Genomic DNA, 20,994 nt, shown 5'->3' with positions numbered 1-20,994 from the left:
TAGGAGGGCATGGAGCGAAGTGCAAGCCTCACAAGCGGATCGCGATTTGGGCGAAGCCCGAGGCGGTCATGCCGCGCGGGGTGGGCGACAGATGGGCGATGTCTTGTAAGAAGGGCAGGGCCTCGGGCGAGGTATAGAGAACCGCCTGCGCCCCCGCCGCATCGAAGCGCCATGGCGGCGCGTCGGACCATAGGCACGCCTGCGCCCCCGCCGCATCGAAGCGCCATGGCGGCGCGTCGGACCATAGGCACGCCTGCGGCGTAGCGAGAGCGGCAATCAGCGCGTCGGACAGCGGAAGCGGGCTGCGCAGAGCTACGTCATCCTTCGCCGCGCGGTCAAACCCGCCCCCGCCCGCCGCGCGGAACTGGTTGGTCGCGAGTAGAAACTTTTGGTCTGGCCTCACCGGTGCCCCTTGCCATGACAGCGCAGTGATCCGTCTGCCGCGGGGGCGGCAGGGGTCAATGGCATAGATAACGCCAAAAATCGTGTCGCAGTGAAATGGCGGGCGGCAGGGGTCGAGTAGCGGTCCGGGGGTGCTGCCGAGCGGAGCGAACACCTCCGCCGCTTTTTCCAAACGCCGCCGCAGGTCGGCACCGGTGAGGCGCAACGCCCAGACCGCGTTTTGATAGGGAAGCAGCCCGGCAATATGGCGGCGTTGCACCGCGCCCGGCGGGATATGTAGGAAATGCCCCGGCCCGCCGCGCCCGCCTGCCGTATGCGCCGCCGTGGCGGCGAGGATCGGGAGCTCGCTATCCGCCGTGCCCGCGACCCCTTGGCGGATGACCTCGGCCTGCGCGCGGGCGCTCAGCGCGTCGATGGGGGTGGGCATGGCGAGGGCAAAGTAGTTGTGCAGCGCGGTGTCGGTATGGCCGACCACCTCCTCCAGATGCCTCCGCACGCCGATGTGGCTGACCCGTGCCGCGCTCAGCACCGTGGGATCGGCCAGCGTTTTTGTGCTGTTGTCGCGCAGGTGGCTTTGATGGCCCGACACTGTCCAGCGCCCCTGCGCATCCCGTTCAAGAGCCAGATCCAGCACCGCCAAATCGGACCCGCCAAAGCCCGGCATCGCCGCCGGACGGTCGGACAGTGTGCCCGCCTGCGTGTCGACCCCCTCGCGCGGGCCGTGGTCCTCTCCGGGAAAACGAAGATGGGTGTGGCCGGTGATCACCGCGTCGATCCCGTCGATCTTGGCCAAAGTGCAGATGTCTTCTTCGGTAGTAATTTCACCTTCATGGGCGATGCCCATATGGGCCAGCAGCACGGTCAGATCGGCGCCCTCTGCCCGCAGCGTCAGTGCGGCGCTGCGCAGGCTTTCGAGCGGGCAGATGATCTCGGCCTCATTCTCCAGAACCTCGCGATTCCAGATCGCGGTTCGGCCCGGCAGGACCGAAAGCAGGCCCACCCGCAGCCGAGAAGAGGGATGCCCCGCAACGGCAGGCAGCAGGCACGAGACGACGGCCCAACGGCGCAGCGGGCCGGGGTCGGTCAAATGCAGATTGGTCGAGATCAACGGCATGTCCAGCGCCCCAGCCACAGCGCGCAGATAGGGCAGCCCATGGTCGAGGTCGTGATTGCCAAGGCCCAGACCGTCATAATGCAGATGGTTCACACAGGCGACGAGCGGATGCGTATGGGTGACCGGCATCTGCGCCAGTTGATCGCCCAAGGCATTGCCCTGCAACAAATCGCCATTGTCGAGCAGGATACAGGCGGCCCCCTGTTCCGCCGCCTCTGCCCGGGCGGTGCGGATCAAGGTGGCGATCCCGGCCAGACCCTGATGGCCCACCGAACGGTCGCCCACATAGTCATGCCCCACGATCTGCATATGCAGGTCCGTCGTGGCCAGTATGCGCAGACGTGCCTCGACCGGGATGCCACCCTCAGGGGGAACGACACCGGTCGAGGCATATGTGCTGCGCCTGTTCACCGAAAAGGTAAGTACTCGTTAAATTTTGCAACTTAAAGATGTTTTGATATGACCAGATTTCAACCGCTCTGGCAAGGGGGCTTGGGATTGCCAATCTCGCATGCGCCGTGGCATGGCTGGGCAAAACGCCAAAAGCCTGTATCGGGCCTGTATCGGGAGAGCGCCATGCGTCACGCGGAGACGGTAACCTTTGGAGGCTCGGCCCTTGATCGGGCGGGGGAGATACGCGGCAATCCGGAAGCCTTGGCGCAGTTGCGCGCCGACCCGGCGGCCCGGGCGGTGGTCTTTTGGCGCGGCAAGCCGCTGATCGCGCCCGAACGCCCCGCCGCTTTGGCGCGATTGGCGATGGATCACCCCGTCTTGCACGAGGCCGAAGGCACGGCGATCTTGCTGGGGCGTGAGGATGGGGCGCCGCGCTTTGCGGTCGATATATCCGGCTGGGAACCCGCCGATCTGGATCAATCGCAACTGGGCGCGTTCCTTGACCCCAGCGAACAGCGCCATCCGCTTTTGGGCGATGACATGGCCTTTGCCGAATTGCGGCGGGTGATGACTTGGCTCGATCCGCGCGATGCCGAACTGGCGGCCAGCGGCAAGGCGATCCTCGGCTGGCACGAGACCCACCGCCATTGCGCGCGCTGCGGCGGCGCCACCGATCTGGCGCAGGGCGGCTGGCAACGGGTCTGCCCCGACTGTGGCGGCGCCCATTTTCCGCGCACCGATCCGGTGGTCATCATGCTGATTACACACGGAAACTCGGTCCTCATGGGCCGCTCCCCCGGTTGGCCCGAGGGGATGTATTCCCTGCTGGCGGGCTTTGTCGAACCGGGAGAGACGGTAGAGGCCGCTGTGCGGCGGGAGGTTTTTGAGGAGGCGGGCGTAGAGGTCGGCGCGGTGAGCTACCTCTCCAGCCAGCCATGGCCCTTTCCGGCGTCCCTCATGCTGGGTTGCGCGGGGCAGGCGTTGAGCCGGGAGTTGACCATCGACCCGGTTGAGATCGAAGACGCGCTTTGGGTCACCCGCGAAGAGATGATGGAGGTCTTTGCCGGAAGCCATCCGCGGCTTCTGCCCGCTCGTCGCGGGGCCATCGCGCATTTCTTGCTGGAAAACTGGCTTGCGGATAGACTGACCTGACACACCGCGCTGACGGGCCCGGACAAAGCGGCGCGGGTGGCAAATGCGAGCAGAAGAATTGGAACGGACCGAATGAAATTCTCCACCAAAGAAGACGTCGAAGCGCCGATCGAAGCGGTCTTTGACATGTTGTGCGATTTTGAAAGCTTTGAGCGGGCGGCGATGCGGCGCGGGGCCGAGGTGCAGCGCGCCGATGCCCTGCATCAGCCCGGCGTCGGGATGACATGGAAGGCGGTCTTCCCCCTGCGCGGAAAGCGGCGCGAGTTGACGCTAGAGATGGTGACCTTTGACCGGCCCAACGAGATGGTGATCGACAGCATGTCGCAGGGGCTGGCGGGGCAGATGTCCTTTGAATTGATGCCCCTGTCGCGCAACAGCACGCGGGTTTTGGTGGCGCTTGAGGTCAAGCCGCTGACCCTGTCGGCGCGGCTTTGGGTGCAATCGCTCAAACTGGCCAAGACCACCCTGACCCAAAAATACAAAGACCGCGTGGCGGAATATGCCCGCGGGATGGAGGAACGCTACGCCAGCGGCGTCAAGGTCTGAGCCTGCGCGCCTCGCCCCGCCTCACATCCCGGTCGGCGCGCCCCGGCCGGGATGGGCGGGGTAGGCGCCGAGAATTTCCAACTTGTTGGTGAAATACCCCAGTTCATCCAGCGCGCGTTTCACTGCCGGGTCTTCGGGATGGCCTTCGATATCGGCGTAGAACTGCGTTGCGGTGAAGGAGCCGCCGACCATATAGCTTTCCAGCTTGGTCATGTTGACGCCATTGGTCGCAAAGCCCCCCATCGCCTTGTAAAGCGCAGCGGGAATGTTGCGCACCTCGAAGACGAAGGTGGTCAGCATCCGCTCGGCCCGGCGCGAAAGGTCGATCTTGGGCGCCATCAGCAAAAAGCGGGTGGTGTTGTGGTCCATATCCTCAATATCGCGGGCCAGCACGGTGAGGCCGTTGATCTCTGCCGCGACCTCGCCTGCCAGCACGCCATCGGTGCTGCCCTCGGTCGCGGCCAGTTCGGCGGCGGCCCCGGCGGAATCGGCGGCGGGTTCAGAGGTGATGCCATGTTGCTGCAAAAAGCTGCGTGCCTGCGGCAAAAGCACCAGATGCGCGCGGACATGTTTGATGTCTTCCAATGCCACGCCGGGGCGGGCCATCAGGGCGATGCGCACCCGCACGAAGGCTTCGCCAATGATATGCAGCCCGCTTTCCGGCAGCAGGCGGTGAATGTCGGCCACCCGGCCATAGGTCGTGTTCTCGACCGGCAGCATGGCCAGTTCCGCGCGGCCTTCGTTTACGGCCCGGATCACGCCTTCGAACGATTGGCAGGGCACCGGTTCCATGTCGGGGCAGGCCTGAAGGCAGGCCTCGTGACTATAGGCGCCAAGGGCCCCTTGGAAGGCGATGCGCGGCGTGGTCTGGGCGGTCATGGATCGTATCCTGCTGCAAAAGGCGCGGAGAAGGGCAATTGGTCGCGGTAACTACACCTTGCCTGCGCCAAGGGAAAGCAATAGATACGCGGGCAACGATGCCAAGAACCATGGCCCGCCCATGGTGCCAATACCAAGTGATGGACCCTGACGCATGTTCGATACAATGACCCTGACCAAAATCGCAGCCGGCGTATTCGGCGCCTGGTTGGTACTTCTGCTGGGCAAATGGGCGGGTGAAGAGATTTACCACGCCGATGCACATGGGGAAGCGTCCTATGTCATCGAAGTGGCCGACGCCGGTGGTGACGATGGCGGCGAAGAGATCGATTTTACCGCCGTGATGGCCGAAGCCGATGCCGACAGCGGGTCGAAAGTGTTCCGCAAATGCGCCGCTTGCCACAAGGTTGACGGCACCAATGCCGTTGGTCCGCACCTTGACGGTGTCGTTGGCCGTGACATCGCGGCGGTTGATGGTTTTGGCTATTCCGGCGCGCTGACATCGCTCGAAGGGGACTGGACCCCGGAAGAGCTGAGCGCTTTCTTGGAAAGCCCCAAAGGCTACGCGCCCGGCACCACCATGGGCTTCGCCGGTCTGCGTAAGGTCGAAGACCGCGCCGACGTGATCGCTTACCTGCAAAGCGTTTCCAACTGATATCCCTCGCCATCGCGTGAGAGAAAGCCGCCCTCCGGGGCGGCTTTTGCGTTTGGGCGGGGCGGAACGTCTTATCCATGCAGGTGTTGGGCCATGAAACGTCCACACCGAAAGGAGACGCGCCATGCAAAGTCACAAAACCACGGTCGATGGAATCGAAATGCGGTGGGAAGAGACGGGGGCGGGGGATCCCGTGATCCTGCTTCACGGCATTCCCACCTGTCCCGCGCTTTGGCGGGATGTCGCGCCCAAGATCACGGGCCGTCGGGTGCTCGCTTGGGAGATGCCGGGCTATGGGGCCTCAATCCCGCAGGGCGAAGGCCGCGATATCTCGGTCGCCAAACAGGCGGATTATCTGGTTGCTTGGATGCGTGGTCAGGGCATCACGCGCGCGATCCTCGCGGCGCATGACCTCGGTGGCGGGCTCGCGCAGATCGCGGCGGTGCGTCACCCTGAGATGGTCAGCGGGCTGCTTTTGACCAATGCGATCAGTTATGATTCGTGGCCCGTTCCGCTGATCAGCGCGGTGGCCAAGACCGGCGGCGTGGCGAAACATGCGCCCGATGGCTCATTCCACCAGTTGCTGAAGATGATGTTCTCCAAGGGGCATGAGACCGATGCCGCCGCCGAGGCTGCCTTTGACGCCCATGCCCCGCATTACGCGCAGCACGGAGAGGCCGAAGCCTTTGTCCGGCAGGCGCAGTCGCTGGATGTGGAAGACACCAAGGCCATCGCGGACAAGCTGCCCACGCTTAACATCCCCGCGCGGATCGTCTGGGGCGCTGCGGATGACTTCCAAAAGATCGAATATGGCGAGCGGTTGGCGAAAGACCTGAATGCGCCCCTGCGCCGGATCGAAGGGGGCAAACACTTCACGCCGGAGGATCACCCCGAGGTGCTGGCGGATGAGATCAACGCGCTGATCCGCACGGTCGGTGGCCAATGATCGGACGCGGGGCGCGGCATAGTATGCGCCCCGGTTCGACTTTACTGAGCGGCGATCACCGGGGCGGTGGCATTCGCGGCGGCGATCCCGCCGATGTCGCAGCGCCAAGCGGGCAGGCGGATCACGGCGCGGCTTTGGCCCGCTTCCACATGCACTTCGAAATCCCCACCGTGCATTTCGATCAGCTTACGGGTCAGCGGCAGCCCAAGGCCGAGCCCGCCCTTCGTGCTGCGGTGCTCCATCATGCCGCCGACGACGAAGGGTTTGTAAAGCTCCGCCAGATCGACGTGATCATCGAATGAGCCGTTGTCGACGATCGAAATCTCGATATTGCCCTCGGCGTCTTTAAACGTCTCCAAGGCGATCTCACTACCGCCATGCAGGACGGAGTTCAAAACCAGCGCCGTCACCGCCAATTCGATCTGGTCGCCGTCGATGTGCATTTCTTCAAGGGGGAGACTGTCGCGCAGCGTGATGGTCTTGGGCGTCGCATCCGTGGTGGCGAAATGCAGGGCGGAGACCGATTGCAGAAGGTCGCTCAGGTTGCATTTCCGCTCGTTCAGGCGCAGCTCGCCGGTGCTGACATTGCTGTAGGAAATGATCGTCTCGATCAGGGCGCTCAGATGGTCGACAGACCGGCGGGCCGAGCGGATCAGCAGCGGATTGACCCCCTGTTCGGCCTTGGCCTCCAACATGCGCAGGCTGCCGAAAAGAACCGTCAGCGGGGTGCGGAGTTCGTGGCCCACCAGCGTCAGGAAAGTGGCTTCGGCGCTGTTGTCGGCCTTTTGCTCGGACGCGTCCGGCTGGCAGCGTTCAAGGGCCGCGACCACCATGCGGCCCATATCTTCCAATAGGGCGATCTGCTTCTCAGAAGGCGCCTCATGCGGTTGCAGGTCCAGCGCGCACAGGCTGCCAAAGCGGTGGCCCGACGACAGGATCAGCGGCACACCGCAGTAATAGCGCGCCTCGGGGCCGCCCTCGGCGACCATGGGGTGACGCGCGAACCGGGGGTCTTTGCTGAGGTCTGGTACCACCAGCGGCGCGTCCGACATGATTGTATGGCTGCAAAACCCGGTATCTTTCGGCATCGGCCCCAGCGGGTAGCCGACCACGGATTTGTACCACTGGGTATCTGCCTCCACGACGCTGATATGTGCGATCGGACAGTCAAGCAGGCGGCGGGTGGCCTCGCAAATGGTGTCGAACAGTGCTTCGTTCTCGGCGGTGAGGCCGGGCACATCGAAAACGGCGCGCAGACGGGCTTCTTCGTTAAAGGGAATCGGGTAGGTTCTCATGCTCAGCTCCAGTTTACGCATCGTTAACCTGAGTGAAGAATCTGTTAACTTTAGGGCGAGAAACGGGCTGGGCCGCGAAGATACAGGGGCAGCGGGCTACACTTTGTCGCGAGCGGGGGCGGGGGAAACCGCCAATCCACGGGGCATGCTTTGCGGTGGACCGCCCGTGCGGGGCAACCTTACATATTCGCAACTTGTATCTTGGCGTCGCACAGCGTTAGCCTAGATGACGCCTACCCGGACTACGCCACGCCAAGGAGTGACCTATGCCCCGTGCCCAGACCCGCGCCGCGACCCGTCCTTCGGTCATTGATGACCTGCCGTTCTGGCTCGCGACGCTGACGCTGATGGTGGCGGCCTTGCTGGCCGGTGCCGCCGTGGCACAGGAGCAGAAGATCATCAAAAGCCACGGTTATTCCTTCTACGGCGATCTGACCTATCCGGCGGATTTCGAGCATTTCGACTATGTGAACCCGGATGCGCCCAAGGGCGGGGAAATCTCGATCCCCTTCGTCGGCACGCTGGATTCGATGAACCCCTATTCCGGCAAGGGCCGCGCGCATCTGTTCTCGATCTTCGGTTTCGAGAGCTTGTTGGGGGAGGCGCCCTCGGGTGAGCCGCTGCCGGCAGATGTCTACGGCGAGAGCTACTGCCTGCTCTGCGAGAGCCTCGAATACCCCGAGGATAAATCCTGGGTCACCTTCCACATGCGCCCCGAGGCGCGTTTCTCGGACGGCACGCCGGTGACGGCGCATGACATCGTGTTTTCGCATAACCTGCTGTTGGATGAGGGGCTGAAATCCTACGCCGACGCGGTGCGCAAGCGCATTCCCAAGGTCGAGGCGCTGGACGATCACACGGTGAAGTTCCACTTCGCCGACGGCATCTCGCGCCGCAGCCTGATCGAGACGGTGGGCGGCGTGCCCGCATGGCCGAAACATTGGTTCGAGGAGACCGGCAATACCCTCAAGGACAGCTGGATGGACCCGCCCCCCGGATCGGGCGCTTATATGGTCGAAAGCGTCGATCTGACCAAGCGTATCGTGCTGAAGCGCAACCCGGACTATTGGGGTAAGGACTTGCCGATCAACCGTGGCCGCATGAACTTCGACCGCATCCGGTTGGAAATCTTCAGCGACGACACCTCGGCTTTCGAGGCTTTCAAGGCTGGCGAATACACCTTCCGCGCCGAGGGGGACTCCAAGAAATGGGCCACAGGCTATGACTTTTCCAAGGTGAGTGACGGTGCCATTGTGAAGGCCGAACTGCCCGACGGTTCTCCGCCCACGCCCTCTGGCATCATCTTCAACATGGGCCGCGAGACGCTGCAGGACCGCCGTGTGCGCGAGGCCGTGGCGCTGATGTTTAATTTCGAGTGGACCAACGAGTCGCTGCAATACGGGCTGTTTAGCCACCGCGCTTCCTTCACGCAGGACACGCCGCTGATGGCGCAGGGCACGCCCGAGGGGGCCGAACTGGCGCTTCTGGAGAGCCTCGGCGATCTGGTGCCGGAGGAGTTGCTGACCGAGCCTGCCGTGGTGCCGCATAGCTCCGATCCCGCGCGCCTGTTGGACCGCCGCAACGCGCGCCGCGCCTCCAAGTTGCTGGAAGAGGCAGGCTGGACCGTGCAGAACGGCATGCGCGTCAACGAGGCGGGCGAGCCCTTGCGGCTGAACTTCCTGATGAACTCCGCCGGGTCGCCGACGATCTCGGCGGTCATCGAGAACTTCGTCGGTAACCTCACGTCCATCGGCATCGACGCGCGGCTCGAGAAGGTAGACAGTTCGCAATACACCGCCCGCGAGCGGGACCGCGATTACGACATGATCTATGACGCCTATGCCGCCTTCCTCGGCACCGGCACCGGTCTGGCACAGCGCTATGGCTCGGAGGCGGCGGAGTTCTCGCTCTTCAACCCGGCAGGCCTTGCCAGCCCCTTGGTGGACGCGATCATCGAGGCATCGCTTGATGCCGAAACGGCCGAGGAGGAAGACGCCGCCCTCATGGCCCTCGACCGGGCGCTGCGGAATGAGTTCTTCATGATCCCGACGTGGTACAACGACAGCTATTGGGTCGCCTATTACGACCAATACGACCACCCCGAAATCCCGCCCTACGCCTTGGGCTACCTTGATTTCTGGTGGTACGACGAAGAGGCCGCCCAGCAGTTGCGCGCCTCGGGCGCCTTGCGGTAAGGCGACCAAATGGGAGCCTATATCCTCAGACGGCTTTTGCTGGTGATCCCGACGTTGTTCGGCATCATGCTGGTCAATTTCGCGCTGGTGCAATTCGTGCCCGGTGGCCCGGTGGAACAGGCCATCGCCCGGATTCAGGGCGGCGGTGACGTCTTCGGCGGTTTCGCCGGGGGCAACAACGATGCCGGTGTCGATACCATGGCCCGCGGGTCCGACAGCACCTATGTCGGCGCGCGCGGCTTGCCGCCCGAGTTGATCGAGGAATTGGAGAAAGAATTCGGCTTCGACAAACCCCCGGTGGAACGGTTCTTTCACATGCTGTGGAACTACATGCGGCTGGACTTCGGAGAGAGCTATTTCCGCGCAATCAGCGTGATCGACTTGATCAAGGAAAAGCTGCCGGTCTCGATCACGCTGGGGCTGTGGTCCACGCTGATCGCGCATCTGGTCTCGATCCCCTTGGGCATCCGCAAGGCGGTGCGCGACGGCAGTCGGTTCGATACCTGGACCTCGGGCGCGATCATCGCCGCCTATGCGATCCCCGGCTTTCTCTTCGCCATCCTGTTGCTGGTGCTCTTTGCCGGCGGCTCTTACTGGCAGATCTTCCCGCTGCGCGGCCTGACCTCGGATAATTTCGACAGCCTCAGCCCCCTGGGCAAGGTGGCCGATTATTTCTGGCACATCACCTTGCCGGTGCTGGCCTCCACGATCTCGGCCTTCGCCACGCTGACGCTGCTCACGAAGAACAGCTTTCTCGACGAGATCAAAAAGCAATATGTCATCACCGCCCGCGCCAAGGGCCTGTCCGAGAGCAAGGTCCTCTACGGCCATGTATTCCGCAACGCGATGCTGATCGTGATCGCCAGTTTCCCGGCGGTCTTCATCTCGGTCTTCTTTGGCGGGTCGATCATCATCGAGACGATCTTCAGCCTCGACGGGTTGGGGCGCTTGGGCTTTGAGGCTGCGGTGGCGCGGGACTATCCGATCGTCTTCGGCACGCTCTTCATCTTCGGCCTGATCGGGCTGGTCGTCGGCATCCTGTCTGACCTGATGTATGTGCTCGTCGACCCGCGCATCGACTTCGAGAAGAGGGAAGGCTGATGGCGCTGTCTCCTCTGAACCAGCGCCGCTGGCGCAATTTCACCGCGAACCGCCGCGCCTATTGGTCGCTGTGGATCTTCGCGATCCTGTTCGGCATCTCGCTGTTTGCCGAGTTCGTGGCCAACGACAAGCCGATCCTCGTCAGCTACCGCGGCGAATATTACACGCCGATCTTCAACTTCTACCCCGAGACCGCCTTCGGCGGCGACTTCCAGACCGAGGCCGCCTACCGCGATCCGGAGGTGCAATGTCTTATCGCCACCGGCGGGCTGGACCTCTGTTTCGACGATCCGGAGGGCTACATCCTCGACGCCGAGGATGGCGAGGTCGAGGGCGAGGCGGTCGAGACAGGCTGGGCGCTCTGGCCTGTCATTCCCTATTCCTACGACACCGCCGTGGACCGCCCCGGGGCCGCACCCCTGCCGCCCAACGGGCAGAACTGGCTCGGGACCGACGGCACCAAGCGCGACGTCATGGCCCGCGTGATCCATGGTTTCCGACTGTCGGTGGTCTTCACCCTGATCGTGACCGGGGCGGCGTCGCTGATCGGCATCCTCGCGGGCGCGGTGCAGGGCTTCTTCGGTGGCTGGCTCGACCTAATTTTCCAGCGCATTATCGAGATCTGGTCCTCGACCCCGTCGCTTTACGTGATCATCATCATGTTCGCCATTCTTGGCCGAAGTTTCTGGCTTCTGGTGATCCTTCTGGTGGTGTTTTCGTGGACCGCGCTGGTGGGCGTGGTACGCGCCGAGTTCCTGCGTGCGCGCAACCTTGAATACGTCCGCGCGGCCCGCGCGCTTGGCGTGGGCAATGGCACGATCATGCTGCGCCACATGCTGCCCAATGCCATGGTGGCGACGCTCACGATGCTGCCCTTCATCATCACCGGCACGATCTCCACGCTGGCGACGCTCGATTTCCTCGGCTTCGGTCTGCCCTCTTCGGCACCTTCGCTGGGTGAGTTGACGCTGCAGGCCAAGCAGAACCTGCAGGCGCCGTGGCTCGCCTTCTCGGCCTTCTTCACCTTTGCCATCATGCTGTCGCTTCTGGTCTTCATCTTCGAGGGCATCCGCGACGCATTCGACCCCAGAAAGACCTTCTCGTGACTGCATTGTTGGACGTCAAAGACCTGCAAGTCTCCTTCCGGCAGGACGGTCAGCTGATCCCGGCGGTGCGCGGGGTGAGCTTTGCCGTGAACCGCGGCGAGACAGTGGCGCTGGTGGGCGAAAGCGGCTCGGGCAAGTCGGTCTCGGCGCTGTCGACCGTGTCGCTGCTGGGCGAAAGCGCTGAGGTGAGCGGGTCGGTCACCTACAACGGCCAGCAGATGATCGGCGCCGACGACAAGCTGCTGCGCGACGTGCGCGGCAACGATATTTCCTTCATTTTCCAAGAGCCGATGACCTCGCTCAACCCGCTGCACACGATCGAGAAGCAGCTGGCGGAATCGCTGGCGCTGCATCAGGGGCTACAAGGTCAGGCGGCGCGGGCGCGGGTGCTGGAACTGCTCCAACAGGTCGGCATCAACGACGCCGAAAGCCGCATGGACGCCTACCCGCACCAGCTTTCGGGCGGGCAGCGGCAGCGCGTGATGATCGCCATGGCGCTGGCCAACAAGCCCGACATCCTGATCGCGGACGAGCCGACGACGGCGCTCGACGTGACCATTCAGGCCCAGATCCTCGACCTGTTGAAGGATCTGAAAGACGAGATGGGCATGGGGCTTTTGTTCATCACCCATGACCTTGGCATCGTGCGGCGCATCGCCGACCGGGTTTTCGTCATGCAGAAGGGGCTGGTGGTCGAGGAAGGCCCGACGGCGGAGATTTTCGACAACCCGCAGCACCCCTACACGCGCAAACTGCTCGGCGCCGAGCCCACCGGCGCGCCCGCCCCGGTGGCCGAGGATGCGCCCGAAGTGCTGCGCACCGACAACCTCAAGGTCTGGTTCCCGATCCAGAAGGGCCTGCTGCGCCGGACCGTGGGCCATGTGAAGGCCGTCAACGACACCAGCCTGTCGATCCGCGCGGGCGAGACCCTGGGCATCGTCGGCGAAAGCGGCTCGGGCAAGACCACGGCGGCGCTGGCGATCATGCGGCTCATCGGCTCGGAAGGGGAGGTGACCTTTCGCGGCGAGGACCTGCGCAAATGGTCGACCAAGAAGCTGCGCCGGCTGCGCGCCGACATGCAAATCGTCTTTCAGGACCCCTTCGGCTCGCTCAGCCCGCGGATGACCTGTTTCCAGATCATCAGTGAGGGGCTCGCGATCCACAAGATCGACAAGGGGCGCGACCGGCGCGAGTTGGTGGCCGAGGTCATGACCGAGGTCGGGCTCGACCCCGCGACGATGGACCGCTACCCGCATGAGTTTTCCGGCGGTCAACGCCAGCGCATCGCCATCGCCCGCGCCATGGTGCTGCGGCCAAAACTGCTGGTGCTGGACGAGCCGACCTCGGCCCTAGACATGACCGTGCAGGTGCAGATCGTTGATCTTCTGCGGGATTTGCAGGCGAAATACGGGCTGGCCTATCTCTTCATCAGCCATGATCTGAAAGTGGTGCGGGCCATGTCGCACAAGGTCATGGTGATGAAACGCGGCGACGTGGTGGAATATGGGGACGTCGACGCGCTTTATGACAATCCGCAGACGGAATACACACGGAACCTGTTGCAGGCGGCAGGGTAAGCGGGCGTCGCATTTGCGGAGAGGGTAGGGGGGCGCTGCCCCCATCGCGCCGGGGGCGCGATTCCCCCGCGGTATTTTTGAAAGGATGAAGTTGGTTTGGGCGGCGCTTTCGCCGCCCGGTGGCGGTTTAGCCTTCGCTGGGGCCGATCATGAAGCAGCTGACGTTGCGCGCGGCCAGACGGCGGCAGGCGAGGTCGGCGCTTTCGCGGGACATGCCGAGGAAGTTCGCGTCAAAGCCTTGTGGGCGGCGCACCACTTTGCGCAGCGTGCCGTCGAGGGTCGACATTTCGGCCAGGGCGGTTTTCAGCAGGACCTTCTCGGCGGCGTAGCGGCTGGGGAAACGGCCCACGTTCACGCCCCAGTGGCGCCCGCCGGAGGTGGAGACGCGGGTCACGATCTCTTGCTCTACCGCCTGTTGTACCGCCAGCGTCACCTCCTTGGGGCGCGGTTCGGGGCGGGGGGAAGCTTTGGCGGCGGCGATGACGACCTCGGCCTCCTTGGCCTCTGGGGTGGGCGCGGCGGCGGGCGGGGTTGGTGCCGTTTCAACTGCTTCGCGCAGCGCTGCGGTGATATCGCTGTTGGAAACCACGCTGGTTGCCTCGGGCGCGGCGGCGGTGGCCACGACGACGACGTCGCTGCGGGGGCGCAGTTGCGGGCGTTTGGAGGTGGTGACGGCGCCGACGAGGCGGATCGTTTTGCCTGCGGCGCCGGGGGCGGTTTCCACATCGGCGTAGACGGGCGGGACCGGTTTGCGCAGCGGCGCGGAGGAGGGCGCGCGGCGGAAGCCGAGGTCCATAAGCTCGGCCACTTTGGCGTTGCGCGAGGCGGTGGATTTGCCGCCGAAAACGGTCACGATGATGCGCTCATTGCCCCGTTCGGCCGACGCGGTGAGGTTGAAGCCAGCGGCGCGAGTGTAGCCGGTTTTGATGCCGTCCGCCCCTTTGTAGGACCCCAGAAACCGGCGATTTGTATGGGAGACCTTGCGCACGCCCGCATCGGCGGTGATGCGCGAGAAGAGGTTGTAGTATTGCGGGTAATCATAGAGCAGGTGGCGGCCCATGCGGGTCATGTCGCGGGCGGTGGAGAGGTGGCCGCTTTCGGTCAGACCATGCATGTTTTTGAACGTGGTGCGCGTCATGCCAAGCTGTTTGGCAGTGCGGTTCATCCGGCGGGCGAAGGCGGCCTCAGAACCGCCGATGGCTTCGCCGATCGCGGTGGCGGCATCATTGGCGGATTTCACTGCGGCGGCGCGGATAAGATAGCGCAGGGCGATCTTTTGGCCCGGGCGCATGCCCAATTTGCTAGGCGGCTCGGAGGCCGCGTTTTTGGAGATCGTCACTTGGGTGTCGAGAGAGATTTCCCCCCGCTCTACCGCTTGGAAGGCGATGTAGAGGGTCATCATCTTGGTCAGGGAAGCCGGGTGCAGGCGCGTATCGGCATTCTCGGCGTGGATTTCCTTGCCGGTGCGGGCATCGATGACATAGGCGGCATAGGGGGCAGCGATGGCGCTGAGGGGCAGGAGAACCAGAACCCAGAGTGCTGCGAATAGAAATAGCCCGTAACGGGCCGGCTGAATGCGCCGAGCCTTCATATTTGCCTGCCTTTTACTGCCTCAGGCCGCCGATTTCTGGCTGACCATTTATTAATTGGTTCAAGGCTAGCATAGGACGCCGCATCGCGGAAGCCGTCGAATCCAGTGAACAGGGGAAAAAGGGGCGGATCTCTCCTCCAATATGTAGAGGCTTGCACACATCAACCCACTATAAGCGCGAATAAGGCAAGAATTAGGCGTAAATTGGCCCGCAGTGCGGCATTTTCGGCGATGTGTCAGAACGACTCAGACGCGGGGGCGAGTCACCCCGACACGATCTTTTCGATCGTTTCTGGGAGGCCTGAGAGGTCGCTGATCTCGGCGAAACGGGGGGAATTGGTTGGCGCTTCGGCATGTTCCATCGCCCATGTGAGGTCGTGAGGCACATAGACGCCCCAGCCGCCTGCCGCGATCATCGGGCGCACGTCGGAGGCCATCGAGTTGCCAACCATCAGCCCCCGTTCGGCACCTTGGCCATGCTGCTCAAAAATGTGGCGATAAGCGGCTTCGGTCTTGTGAGAGACGATTTCGACCGCGTCGAACCTATCGCGCAGGCCCGATTGGGCCAGTTTGCGTTCTTGGTCCAGCAGGTCGCCTTTGGTCACCACGATGAGCCGGTAGTCGCCGCGCAGGTTTTCCAGCACGTCCTCGACATGGGGCAGCAATTCGATGGGGTGGTCCAGCATGTCACGCCCGGCGGCGAGCAGATCGCTGATCACCTCGGCGGGGACTTTGCCCTCGGTTACCTCGATCGCGGTCTCGATCATCGACAGGGTGAAGCCTTTGATCCCATAGCCGTAATGCGGCAGATTGCGCCGTTCGGCCTCCAGCAGCCGGGCCATCAGGTGGTCGCGTTCACTATGTTCGGCGAGAAGGGCTGCAAAACGGTCGTGAGAGAGTGCAAAGTAGCGTTCATTATGCCACAATGTGTCATCCGCATCGAAACCGATAGTGGTGAGTGCCCCGCCCATATGTGCTGCCTCTTTCCTAAATTGGTTCAGGGGTTATATAGACGGCTGCACGACGAACAAGCTCTACCCCCAGCCGCAGGAGCAGCAATGCACCGTGACGACGTGAAAGCAGATTGGACGATCCAGCCCGCAGGCCGGCCCGCGCCGGGCGCGTGGATGATGGCCGACGGCCCCAAGGATGACGACGACAGCGAGTTGCTGACCAAGACCCGCCCCAAGACCAAACGCCCGCCGCTCTACAAGGTGATGTTGCTGAACGACGATTTCACCCCGATGGAATTCGTGGTGCATGTCTTGGAACGTTTCTTTGGCCTGAACCATGCGCAGGCGTTCGAGATCATGTTGACGGTTCACAAGAAGGGGCTCGCCGTGGTTGGCGTCTTTAGCCACGAGATCGCGGAGACGAAAGTGGCGCAGGTGATGGATTTCGCCCGGCGTCACCAGCATCCGCTACAATGCACCATGGAAAAAGAAGAATAACACGTGATTGATCCGCGACTGGAACTGGCCCTGAACGGCGGTGGGCTGGACCTGCCCGAAACTGGGGTGATCGCTGTCTTTCAGCCCCCCGTGGATGCGGATCTGGCCGGTCTTCCGCCCGAGCGTTGCAAGATCATTCACGATTTCAAACCTGCCTATGACGCATGGACGGCGCGGGGCTATGAGGCGGCGCATTCGATCGAGGGGCGTTATGCTGCCGCCATCGTCTGCCTGCCGCGTGCCAAACATGAGGCCCGCGCCTTGGTCGCCCAAGCCTGCGCTGTGAGCGATGGGCCGGTGGTGGTTGACGGGCAAAAGACCGATGGCGCGGATTCCATCCTGCGCGAGATGCGGGCGCGGGTGACGGTGCAGGGGCCGATCTCCAAGGCGCATGGCAAGCTTTACTGGATCGACGCGGGCGCGAGCGATTTTTTCACCGATTGGGAGGCTGGCCCGGCCCAGACGGAAGGCGGCTTTTGGACCGCGCCGGGGGTGTTCTCTGCCGATGGGGTCGATCTGGCCTCGGCGCTTTTGGTGGATGTGCTGCCCGATAACCTCGGGGCCGAAGTGGCCGATCTGGGCGCAGGCTGGGGGTTCCTTTCGGCGCATGTTCTGACGCGGCCCAAGGTGAAGACAGTGCATTTGGTCGAGGCCGGGCATATGGCGTTGGAATGTGCGCGCCATAACGTCACCGACGATCGCGCCGTGTTCCATTGGGAGGATGCCACCGAATGGCAGCCCCCGCACCGGATGGATACCGTGGTGATGAACCCGCCTTTCCACACAGGCCGCGCTGCCGAGCCGCAGATCGGTCAGGCCTTTGTCGCCGCGGCCGCGCGGATCCTCTCGGGGCAGGGCGATCTGTGGATGGTGGCCAACCGGCATCTGCCCTATGAGGCGGAACTGAAGAAACGCTTTGCTCAGGTGGCCGAGCTTGGAGGCGATGCGCGGTTCAAACTGTTCCACGCCACACGCCCGCTGACCCGGCGCCGCTGAGCCAAAAGGGGGTATCCCGATGTCATTCTCGATCTCTGGTAAAACAGCCATCATCACCGGCGCGGCGGACGGGATCGGCCTTGCTATCGCGCGGCATCTGGCCGACCGGGGCGCCAATGTGATGTGCGCCGATTCCAACGAGAAAAAGCTGATGGAAGAGTTGGGCGACACGCCGGACGACGGCAATATCCGCGTCTTTGCCGGTGATCTGCGTCAGCGCCTGACCATCGCCAACCTCGTCTCGGCCACGATCGACGCTTACGATCAGGTCGATATCCTCGTGAATGCCTCGCGGCAGGTGATGCCGACCGATCCGCTGGATGTGGAGGATGGCTCGGTCGAGACGCTGTTGCAGCAGAACCTGATGACGGCGCTGCAACTGTCACAGCAGGTGGCGCGGCGGATGATCAAACAGGCCGAGGGCCAGACCGAGGGGCAGGTGGGGTCGATCATCAACCTTAGCTCCATCGCGGCACAGCGCCACCAGCCGGATATGATGGGCTATGCCATCGCCTCGGCGGCGGTGCAGCAGATGACCCGCTCTCTGGCGCTGGTGCTGGCGCCGCATCGGATACGGGTGAATGCGATATCTTTCGGTTCGGTGATGAGCGCGTCCCTCCGCGCTGCCGTGGCCGAAAACCGCGACTGGCGCGACGACATCCGCGCGCATACGCCGCTTGGCCGGATCGCCGGGCCGAATGAGCTTTGCGAGGCGGTGCAATTCCTCGCCGCTGAAAGTTCGGGCTTCATGACGGGCGAAATCATGACCATCGACGGCGGGCGCACCCTGCTTGATGTGGTCTCGGCCCCCGCGCATTGAGGGCGGGCGGCAGTTTTCTGCGGCAAAAGTGAAATCATCCAGATTTCGCCCTTGACCCCGATGCCAAGCTGCCTTATCCGACGCGCCACGGCGTTATAGCTCAGTTGGTTAGAGCGAACGACTCATAATCGTTAGGTCCCTGGTTCAAATCCAGGTAACGCCACCATCCTCTCCCTTTTTCGTATGACGATATGCCTGCTGGGCTGGCACTGGCCACCTGCGCTTGGGTTGCACGCGGGGCTGGAAGGGATAGAAGATAGCCCATGCCCCGCGCGGGTTTGAGCAGATGAAAGCAGCCTTATGACCACGGAAAACTTCGTTCACGAGATCAACGTCACTTGGGGCGATTGTGACCCGGCGCAGATCGCCTATACCGCGCGGCTGCCCTATTTCGCGCTGGACGCGATCAACGCGTGGTGGGAGGCGCATTTTGACGGTGACGGCTGGTTTCAGCTTCAGATCGACCGCAATATCGGCACGCCTTTCGTCAATCTGTCGATGGATTTCCGCAGCCCGGTCACCCCGCGGCACAAGCTGATGTGCGAAACCTATCCGACGCGGCTTGGCAATAAATCTATCACCTTCGGCATGAAGGCGCGGCAGAACGGGGTGCTCTGTTTCGAAGGGTCTTTCACCTGCGTCTTTACCATCGCGGATGTGTTCAAAAGCCAATCCGCGCCCGAAGAATTGGCTCGTGTGATCAAACCTTTGGTCCGCGCCGACCTCGGCTGAGGCAATTGCGCCGCGAGCAGTTGAAGTTCTCCCGATTGCAGCGTCTTATCGCGCAGCACATCGAGGGAGACGAAGATGACGATCAGGACTGCGGTAATCGGATTGGGGATCATGGGGCGGCGCATGGCCGAGAACATGGTGCTGCACCCTGACTTCACGGTCACCACCATGTGGGATCCCGACCCCGCGGCCTGCGCCGCCGCGCAAGAAGTTGCGCCGGAAGCGGTTGTCTCCGCCACGGCGTCCGAGGCGATGGCCGATGTCGATCTCGTTTACCTCGCCTGCCCTCCGGTGCCGCGCAAAGCCTATGCGCTTGAGGCCGCCGCGGCGGGCAAGGCGATCTTCCTCGAAAAACCGCTTGGTGTGGACATTGCAGAGAGCCGCGCCTTGGTGGCCGAGTTGCAGGCCGCAGGCGTTCCGGCGGCGGTCAACTTTACCCAGGCGGCGGGGGCGGCGCTGACCGATCTGACGCGGTCGATCAAAGAGGGCGCGCTTGGCGATCTTTGCGGCATCGACATCATCGTGACCTATCCGGCATGGCCCCGTGCGTGGCAGGTGGATGCCGATTGGCTGCGCTTTGCCGCTGAGGGGGGCATGACGCGCGAGGTGATCTCGCACTTCCTGTTCCTGAGCGAGCGGGTGCTGGGGCCGCTGACCCTACAATGGGCCCATGCGGAATACCCCGACGAAAAGCTATGCGAAACCCATGTGGCGGCGCGGCTGGTCAATGCCGAGGGCTTGCCGGTTTCGATCCTCGGTTCTGTCGGCGGCGCGCAGCCGGACCGGCAGGAGGTGACGGTGAAAGGCGCGAAGGCCAGCCGCCGCATCTCGGAGTTTGCCATCGACACCCTGTCGACCGGAGAGGCCTTTGCGCCGACCAACAGCAGCCCCACCGACACCCGCGCCACCAGCCTCAAAGCGCAGCTTGACGACATGGCGCTTCTGATGGACGGCGGCCCGAGCCGACTGGCCACGCCAGAAGAGGCGCTGCGCGTGCAGGAGCTTATCGAAGGCATATTGGCCAACCGGGGGGCGCAGCCATGACCGCCACCTTGCAGTCATCGCCCGAAACCTGCCACTGGGGCTACTTTGAGGCCAGCCGCCCGCCCGCGCTGACGGTCCAAAGCGGCGACGAGGTGATCATCAACACCGTCTCTGGCGCGCCGAACTGTCTGCCGCCCGAGGGCTTCCATGTGCCGCCGGAACTTTACGACATCCACAAGGCAGGCCCGCCGCCGATGCCCGGCCATATCCTGACCGGCCCGGTGGCCGTCGAAGGCGCGATGCCCGGGGATGTGCTGAAGGTCGATATCCTTGATGTCGCGCTGCGGCAGGACTGGGGCTATAACTTCATCCGCCCCTTGGCAGGCACGCTGCCGCAGGATTTCACCGAGACCTATCACAGCAACATCCCGCTCGATGCTGAGCGGGGCATCGCCCGGCTGCCTTGGGGGCTGGAACTGCCCTTGGCCCCGTTCTTTGGCGTGATGGCCGTGGCCCCGCCGCCTGAATGGGGCCGGATCGCCACCATTGAGCCGCGCAAGCATGGCGGCAATCTGGACAACAAGGAACTGGTGGCGGGGAGTACGCTTTACCTGCCAGTGTTCAACGAAGGGGCGCTGTTTTCCTGCGGAGACGGGCATGGCGCGCAGGGCGATGGGGAGGTCTGCGTCACGGCGATTGAGACGGCGCTACAGGGGCGCTTTCGTCTGACGGTGTTGAAGGATCGCGGGCTCAGCTATCCGCAGGCCGAAACGCCGACCCATGTGATTACCATGGGCATGGCCCCCGACCTTGACCACTGCGCGGAGATGGCCCTGCGCGACATGATCACATTGGTCTCAGCACGCGCGGGGATCAGCCGCGAGGATGCCTATGTGCTCTGTTCGCTGGCGGGCGATCTGCGGATCACCCAGACGGTGAACCGTGAAAAGGGCGTGCATATGATGATGGCGAAAGAGTTGATCGGCGGTTAACTGCGCCGCCGCGCCAAGAAAAAGGGCCGCATCGCTGCGGCCCTTTCGCGTGTCTACTTAGCGGCAG

General features: G+C 63.4%; 19 protein-coding genes and 1 tRNA gene. 15 read left to right on the top strand and 5 right to left on the bottom strand.

The features are described 5' to 3' along the window. Positions 1–28: 28 nt before the first annotated feature. Positions 29–1,927 (bottom strand): 5'-nucleotidase C-terminal domain-containing protein, encoded by a 1,899-nt coding sequence (locus J7392_RS05510; protein WP_209216554.1) that lies wholly within the window; start codon positions 1,925–1,927, stop codon positions 29–31. Between the two features lie 165 nt (positions 1,928–2,092). Here J7392_RS05510 and nudC point away from each other — a divergent pair, with 165 nt between their 5' ends. Further along, the gene (gene nudC / locus J7392_RS05505; protein WP_209216553.1) at positions 2,093–3,061 is read left to right on the top strand and encodes an NAD(+) diphosphatase; all 969 of its coding nucleotides are present in this window, start codon (positions 2,093–2,095) and stop codon (positions 3,059–3,061) included. 72 nt (positions 3,062–3,133) lie between these two features. After that, a complete protein-coding gene (locus tag J7392_RS05500) occupies positions 3,134–3,607 on the top strand; it encodes an SRPBCC family protein (protein WP_067268594.1) in 474 nt (157 codons plus the stop codon). 21 nt (positions 3,608–3,628) lie between these two features. Here the strand turns inward: J7392_RS05500 and J7392_RS05495 are convergent, their stop codons facing one another. After that, positions 3,629–4,486 carry a prephenate dehydratase gene (locus J7392_RS05495; protein ID WP_209216552.1) on the bottom strand — a complete coding sequence of 286 codons (858 nt, stop codon included), beginning with the start codon at positions 4,484–4,486 and terminating at the stop codon, positions 3,629–3,631. A 154-nt stretch (positions 4,487–4,640) separates the two neighbouring features. On the opposite strand from J7392_RS05495, the gene J7392_RS05490 reads away from it, so the two are divergent. Then, positions 4,641–5,141: a cytochrome c family protein gene (locus tag J7392_RS05490; RefSeq protein ID WP_209216551.1), complete on the top strand. Its 501-nt coding sequence runs from the start codon at positions 4,641–4,643 to the stop codon at positions 5,139–5,141. A gap of 124 nt (positions 5,142–5,265) precedes the next feature. After that, positions 5,266–6,087: an alpha/beta hydrolase gene (locus tag J7392_RS05485; protein ID WP_209216550.1), complete on the top strand. Its 822-nt coding sequence runs from the start codon at positions 5,266–5,268 to the stop codon at positions 6,085–6,087. Between the two features lie 41 nt (positions 6,088–6,128). On the opposite strand, the gene J7392_RS05480 is transcribed toward J7392_RS05485, so the two are convergent. Then, positions 6,129–7,382 (bottom strand): GAF domain-containing sensor histidine kinase, encoded by a 1,254-nt coding sequence (locus J7392_RS05480; protein ID WP_209216549.1) that lies wholly within the window; start codon positions 7,380–7,382, stop codon positions 6,129–6,131. Between the two features lie 266 nt (positions 7,383–7,648). Here J7392_RS05480 and J7392_RS05475 point away from each other — a divergent pair, with 266 nt between their 5' ends. The 4 genes from J7392_RS05475 to J7392_RS05460 are packed head-to-tail and all read left to right on the top strand — an operon-like array spanning position 7,649 to position 13,361. After that, positions 7,649–9,577 carry an extracellular solute-binding protein gene (locus tag J7392_RS05475; protein ID WP_209216548.1) on the top strand — a complete coding sequence of 643 codons (1,929 nt, stop codon included), beginning with the start codon at positions 7,649–7,651 and terminating at the stop codon, positions 9,575–9,577. A gap of 9 nt (positions 9,578–9,586) precedes the next feature. Continuing rightward, positions 9,587–10,678 carry a microcin C ABC transporter permease YejB gene (locus J7392_RS05470; RefSeq protein ID WP_067268603.1) on the top strand — a complete coding sequence of 364 codons (1,092 nt, stop codon included), beginning with the start codon at positions 9,587–9,589 and terminating at the stop codon, positions 10,676–10,678. After that, positions 10,678–11,784, top strand: coding sequence for an ABC transporter permease (locus tag J7392_RS05465; RefSeq protein ID WP_209216547.1), 1,107 nt, complete (start codon positions 10,678–10,680; stop codon positions 11,782–11,784). Before J7392_RS05470 ends, J7392_RS05465 begins: the two co-directional genes overlap by 1 nt. After that, the gene (locus J7392_RS05460) at positions 11,781–13,361 is read left to right on the top strand and encodes an ABC transporter ATP-binding protein (RefSeq protein WP_209216546.1); all 1,581 of its coding nucleotides are present in this window, start codon (positions 11,781–11,783) and stop codon (positions 13,359–13,361) included. The genes J7392_RS05465 and J7392_RS05460 overlap by 4 nt, the downstream gene beginning before the upstream one ends. A gap of 127 nt (positions 13,362–13,488) precedes the next feature. Here J7392_RS05460 and J7392_RS05455 read toward each other — a convergent pair whose 3' ends face one another. Next, on the bottom strand, positions 13,489–14,952 hold the full coding sequence (locus J7392_RS05455; protein ID WP_209216545.1) for a D-alanyl-D-alanine carboxypeptidase family protein: 1,464 nt from the start codon (positions 14,950–14,952) through the stop codon (positions 13,489–13,491). Positions 14,953–15,215: 263 nt separating this feature from the next. Then, entirely contained in the window at positions 15,216–15,923 is a 708-nt protein-coding gene (locus tag J7392_RS05450; RefSeq protein ID WP_209216544.1) for an HAD family hydrolase, read from the bottom strand. Positions 15,924–16,079: 156 nt separating this feature from the next. On the opposite strand from J7392_RS05450, the gene clpS reads away from it, so the two are divergent. The 7 genes from clpS (at position 16,080) to J7392_RS05415 (ending at position 20,927) form a co-directional block, all read left to right on the top strand. Then, positions 16,080–16,403: an ATP-dependent Clp protease adapter ClpS gene (gene clpS / locus J7392_RS05445; protein ID WP_067268646.1), complete on the top strand. Its 324-nt coding sequence runs from the start codon at positions 16,080–16,082 to the stop codon at positions 16,401–16,403. A 3-nt stretch (positions 16,404–16,406) separates the two neighbouring features. Continuing rightward, on the top strand, positions 16,407–17,399 hold the full coding sequence (locus tag J7392_RS05440) for a class I SAM-dependent methyltransferase (RefSeq protein ID WP_067268613.1): 993 nt from the start codon (positions 16,407–16,409) through the stop codon (positions 17,397–17,399). 19 nt (positions 17,400–17,418) lie between these two features. Then, positions 17,419–18,219 (top strand): SDR family oxidoreductase, encoded by an 801-nt coding sequence (locus tag J7392_RS05435; RefSeq protein WP_067268615.1) that lies wholly within the window; start codon positions 17,419–17,421, stop codon positions 18,217–18,219. 89 nt (positions 18,220–18,308) lie between these two features. After that, positions 18,309–18,385 (top strand) — tRNA-Met (locus J7392_RS05430). A gap of 134 nt (positions 18,386–18,519) precedes the next feature. Beyond that, a complete protein-coding gene (locus J7392_RS05425) occupies positions 18,520–18,951 on the top strand; it encodes a thioesterase family protein (protein ID WP_209216543.1) in 432 nt (143 codons plus the stop codon). 75 nt (positions 18,952–19,026) lie between these two features. After that, positions 19,027–19,995: a Gfo/Idh/MocA family oxidoreductase gene (locus J7392_RS05420; protein WP_209216542.1), complete on the top strand. Its 969-nt coding sequence runs from the start codon at positions 19,027–19,029 to the stop codon at positions 19,993–19,995. Next, a complete protein-coding gene (locus J7392_RS05415; protein WP_209216541.1) occupies positions 19,992–20,927 on the top strand; it encodes an acetamidase/formamidase family protein in 936 nt (311 codons plus the stop codon). Before J7392_RS05420 ends, J7392_RS05415 begins: the two co-directional genes overlap by 4 nt. Positions 20,928–20,994: the final 67 nt, after the last annotated feature.

It is taken from the genome of Sulfitobacter sp. R18_1, assembly GCF_017743915.1.
GTDB lineage: Bacteria > Pseudomonadota > Alphaproteobacteria > Rhodobacterales > Rhodobacteraceae > Sulfitobacter > Sulfitobacter faviae.
This window is presented reverse-complemented; position numbering and strand designations above follow the sequence as displayed.